Here is a 4,876-nt window from a genome sequence, read left to right as displayed (position 1 = left end):
CACTTCACCGGCTTCACCCACCCCATCAGCGGCACCCTGCGCGAACTGGCCCTCGACGCACGGCGGATCGCCGGGGCGGTGGCCCGCGACGGGGCGCGCGGCGGCGGTGTAGACGGCCGCCGCCGGATCACCAGGGCCATCAGCGCCGCCGCCGCGCACAGCGCCCCCGACGCGTACCAGACCACGTCGTAGGAGCCGAACGCGTCCCGCGCGACGCCGCCGAGGAAGGCGACGAGGGCGGCGCCGACCTGGTGGGAGGCGAGCACCCAGCCGAAGACGATCGGGCTGTCGTCGCCGTAGTGCTCGCGGCACAGGGCGAGGGTCGGCGGGACGGTGGCGACCCAGTCGAGGCCGTAGAAGACGATGAACAGGACCATCGGGGGGTGCACGCCGGGGGCCAGGAGGAGCGGCAGGAAGAGCAGGGAGACACCGCGCAGGGCGTAGTAGACGGCGAGCAGGCGGCGCGCGTCGAAGCGGTCGGTGAACCAGCCGGAGGCCACCGTGCCGACGACGTCGAACACCCCGATGACGGCCAGCAGCGAGGCGGCGGCCGTGATCGGCATGCCGTGGTCGTGGGCCGCGGGCACGAAGTGGGTCTGGATCAGACCGTTGGTCGAGGCACCGCAGATCGCGAAGGTGCCGGCGAGCAGCCAGAACGGCCCGGTGCGCACCGCCGAGAACAGCACCGTGAGCGCGCGCCGGGCGGCGCCGGGCACGGGCGCGGGCTTCGGCACGAACTCCTTCGCCCCGTACGGCTCGACCCCCACGTCGGCCGGGTGGTCGTGCAGCAGCAGCCAGACGAACGGGACGACCGCGAGGGCGGCCAGGGACACGGTGACGGCGGCCGGACGCCAGTGGTGCGTGGCGACGATCCAGGACAGCAGCGGCAGGAAGATGAGCTGCCCGGAGGCGGACGCGGCGGTGAGGACGCCGCTGACCAGCCCGCGCCGCTCGGTGAACCAGCGGTCGGTGACGGTGGCGGCGAAGGCGAGCGCCATGGAGCCGGAGCCGAGGCCCACCAGCAGGCCCCAGCACAGCAGGAGCTGCCAGGCCGCCGTCATCCACACCGTCAGGCCCGAGCCGAGCGCGATCACGGTCAGGGCGAGGGCGACGACCCGCCGGATGCCGTAGCGGTCCATCAGCGCCGCCGCGAAGGGGGCGGTGATGCCGTACAGGGCGAGGTTCACGGAGACCGCGGCCCCGACGGTGCCGCGCGACCAGCCGAACTCCTGGTGCAGCGGGTCGATGAACAGACCCGGTACGGAGCGGAAGGCGGCCGCGCCGATGATCGTCACGAAGGTGACGGCGGCGACGAACCACGCGCGGTGCACACGGGTGCGCTTCTGCTTGCGGCCGCTCGCGGGCGGCTCCACGACGGCGGCTGTCTCGGTTGTCCGGGTCACGCCATAGATCGTGTGGGCTGCCGGACCTCCGCATCGAGTGGCCCGAGGGACAGCCTTCGCTAGGATCGGGCCATGGACCCGGCCTCCCGCACGTCCCGGGCCGGCACGTTCCGGCCCCACCGCGTCGTCGTCCTCGCCCTCGACGGGCTGCTCCCCTTCGAGCTGGGCATTCCGCACCGCATCTTCGGCCGCCCCAGGGACGGGCACGGGCGGCGGCTGTACGAGGTCGTCACCTGTTCGGTCCGGCCGCCCGGACCGGTCGAGACGGACGCCGACTTCGCCGTCCACGTCGGCAACGGCCCGGAGGCGCTCGCCACCGCCGACACGGTGATCGTCCCCGCCTTCCACGAACGGGGCCCGGTGTACGAGCGGGGCGAGCTGACCGACGAGCTGGCCGCCGCCCTCGCGCACATCCGGCCCGGCACCCGGCTCGCCTCCATCTGCACCGGCGTGTACGTCCTCGCCGCCGCCGGCCGTCTCGACGGCCGGCCCGCCACCACCCACTGGGCCGACGCCGAGCGCTTCCAGCGGCTCTTCCCCCGGATCGAGGTCGACCCGGACGTGCTGTTCGTCGACGACGGCGACGTCCTGACCTCCGCGGGCGTCGCGGCCGGCATCGACCTGTGCCTGCACCTGGTCCGGCGCGACCACGGCACCGCCGTCGCCAACGACGTGGCCCGCCGCACGGTCGTGCCGCCGCACCGCGACGGCGGCCAGGCGCAGTACATCCGGCGGCCGGTGCCCGATCCGCAGCAGGCGTCCACGACCGGCGCCCGCGCGTGGGCGCTGGACCGGCTGCACGAGCCGATCCAACTGCGCGACATGGCCGCGCGGGAGTCGATGTCGGTCCGCACCTTCACGCGCCGCTTCCGCGAGGAGGTGGGCGTCAGTCCGGGGCAGTGGCTGGCCCGGCAGCGGGTGGAGCGGGCCCGGCACCTGCTGGAGTCCACCGACCTGTCCGTGGACCGGGTGGCCCGCGACGCGGGGTTCGGTTCGGCCCAGTCGATGCGGCAGCACCTCCAGGCGGCGCTGGGGGTGACGCCGACGGCGTACCGGCGGACCTTCCGGGCCGGCGGGGGCGGGCACGGCGCGCCCGTGTCCGCCGGGGCCTGAGCACCGCGCGGGACCGTGTCCGGGCCCCTCGAAAAGTTGTCCACAGCCTGTGGAGGGGCGGGCCGTCGCGCGTCTTCCGCGGAGGCGGCGCGGCGCCGGCCACCCCGAGCACGGCGGCGCCGCACCGCCTTCCGACTCCGGCGCTCCCGCCCCGGGCTCCCCCGCCCCGGAGGAACCGACGCCGAGTCACGACCCGCACTCGCCGAGGGCCCCCGTCGTCGAAGCCCTCGCCGTCCCCTCGCGACGGACCGCTGACGACCAGGGTGATCAATCGGTCACCGCGCGTCAACGCCGGTTCGGGTGACTATGGGGCGATTCCGTCATATGCCCGGTTCATCTGCACCGCGCACGGGAGCACACCCGGCGCACCGATTCACGTCCCGACCCGCGCGGCCGACCGGCCGTGCACCCGTGCACCGCCGACGACGACGTCCCGGCCCGGCCTCACACCACCTCGTACGTCAGACCGCCGTACGCCGACGTGCCGCGGCAGGGCGCCGCGGCCTCGCGCGCCTGTGCGCAGCGGTCCAGTTCGCACCAGATGCGCTTGCCGGCCCCTTCGGCGCTCCAGCCCCAGCGGTCGGCCAGGCCGTCCACCAGGGCGAGCCCGCGCCCGCCGGTGGCCTCCCCGTCCACACAGCGCGGCACCGGCGCCCGGTCGCTGCGGTCGGCCACCTCCAGGCGGACGGTGGCCTCCCCGTCCTCCGCGCCCGGCAGGCACAACCGCAGCACGGCCGGACGGCCGGTGTGCACCACGGCGTTGGTGACGAGCTCCGAGACGAGCAGGATCAGCGTCTCGGCGAGCGGTTCGTCGGCTCTTATGCCGGACCCGGCCAGACGCGAGCGGGCCCACCGCCGGGCCCGTCCCACCTCAGCGGGGTCGGGCCGGATCTCCAGCTGCACTTGAAGCACCTGCACCGCTCACACCATCCGAACCGGCGGACACTTGGACTCGCGCCTCACGAGGGCCACGATCGTAGCCATTCTCTGCATGACCAGAACAACGGCCGAAAAAGGGATCACGGAACGTGAATCCCTTATGGGCCAGCATGGTTGACGTACAGTCACGCCAACAAGCGCTTCGGGCATATTCCAGCGCGAAGGAGTAGGCGTGCGGCATACTGTGCGACGCCCGCCCCGAGAAGTCGAACAGGCGGCGCCGCGAGGCCGAACCGCCCGGCGAGCAGCGGCAGGCACCGGCGGATCCGGGGTCGCCTCGGGGGCGACTCCGGCGCGGTGCGTGCTCACGACCACTCGCATCCCACACAAGGTACCGGAGCGGACCTCCGACTCCGGGTCGTGACGGGTCACACACCGGACACAACCCGGCAACAACGCTCCGTGACCACCGGTGTGCCACATTCCGTGACATTCACGCGGGGGCGGCCCGTGCCGTCGCGGACGGCGGTCCCGCCGGGCCGCTCCGGGGAGTGGATCGGCGGCGCACGCTCCTCACTCTCCGCGCACGGGCTCGTACGGTGCGTTCCCGTCCGTGCGCGGGCGGGCTCCGGCTCCCGGACGGGACCGGGTCCGCCCGGGAGGGCCCCGGCCGGGCTCCCGAACCGTGCGCGGGGCCGGGCGTGTTGCCCGCCCGGTCGCGCACGCGCGGGGCCCCGCCCCGGCCCGTACGGCCGGGCGGGGCCCCGCGGGAGCGGTGCGCGGCGAGCGGGCCGGGCGCGGGGCGCTACTCGGGGACGGTGAAGTGGCGCGCGAAGGCCTGCACGACCTCCTCCTCGCCGATCCTGCCGTCGCCGTCCGCGTCCAGCGCGGCGGCCGCCGTACGGGCCGGCTCCTCGGGGACGCCGAGCATCCGGAGGGCGCGTGCGACGCCGGCGACGGCGAGGGCCGCGTGCAGGAAGGGGCGGGCGATCTCCGCGAACCGGTCGGGGTTGTCCCGCAGCCGCTTGACCGCGCCGTTCACGAACTCCTCGCGCGTGATGCGCTGGTCGCCGTCCCGGTCCGCGATCCCCGCCATGCCCTGCCAGAACNNCGCCGAACTCGGTGAGCAGCGCCTTGGTCGCCGCGTTGAAGTCCTCTCGGTCGATGTAGCCGTTGCCGTCCTGGTCGAAGGTGGCGAACCGGGCCGCGATCCTGCGCTCGTACTCGCTGGTGACCATGTCTTTCTCAGGCCGCCTTAGGTCGGTGGGGTCGTCTCGCTGGGAGCGTACGACGTGCGGGGCCGTCCGGGAGACCGAAAGCGGCTCCTGTGCCGAGTCCGGGGGAATTCCGGGACAACCGTGTGGCACGGGCGGGTGACCTCGCACGGCCCCGCGGCCGGGGGCGGAGGCGCCGGCGCGGCTGCCGCCGGACCGGTGCCGGACGGGTTTCCGCGGCCGGGCGGGGGCCGCCGACAGGGGGCG

Annotated in this window: 3 protein-coding genes and 1 pseudogene; 1 reads left to right on the top strand and 3 read right to left on the bottom strand. The window is 74.7% G+C overall.

Going from position 1 to position 4,876, the window contains the following annotated elements; translation table 11 throughout:
* Positions 1-1,403, bottom strand: a 1,403-nt coding sequence (locus tag B7L92_RS32845) for an MFS transporter (RefSeq protein ID WP_438364040.1), incomplete at its 3' end; no start/stop codon positions are given.
* Between the two features lie 72 nt (positions 1,404-1,475).
* Here B7L92_RS32845 and B7L92_RS32840 point away from each other — a divergent pair.
* Positions 1,476-2,516, top strand: coding sequence for a GlxA family transcriptional regulator (locus tag B7L92_RS32840; RefSeq protein WP_081240931.1), 1,041 nt, complete (start codon positions 1,476-1,478; stop codon positions 2,514-2,516).
* A gap of 444 nt (positions 2,517-2,960) precedes the next feature.
* On the opposite strand, the gene B7L92_RS32835 is transcribed toward B7L92_RS32840, so the two are convergent.
* Together B7L92_RS32835 and B7L92_RS32825 are read right to left on the bottom strand one after the other, a co-directional pair.
* Complete coding sequence (locus B7L92_RS32835) at positions 2,961-3,419, bottom strand: ATP-binding protein (protein ID WP_081240930.1); 459 nt, start codon at positions 3,417-3,419, stop codon at positions 2,961-2,963.
* Between the two features lie 781 nt (positions 3,420-4,200).
* Positions 4,201-4,633: pseudogene (locus B7L92_RS32825) on the bottom strand (EF-hand domain-containing protein).
* Positions 4,634-4,876: the final 243 nt, after the last annotated feature.

This window comes from Streptomyces viridosporus, assembly GCF_002078235.1.
Taxonomy (GTDB): domain Bacteria; phylum Actinomycetota; class Actinomycetes; order Streptomycetales; family Streptomycetaceae; genus Streptomyces; species Streptomyces viridosporus.
This window is presented reverse-complemented; position numbering and strand designations above follow the sequence as displayed.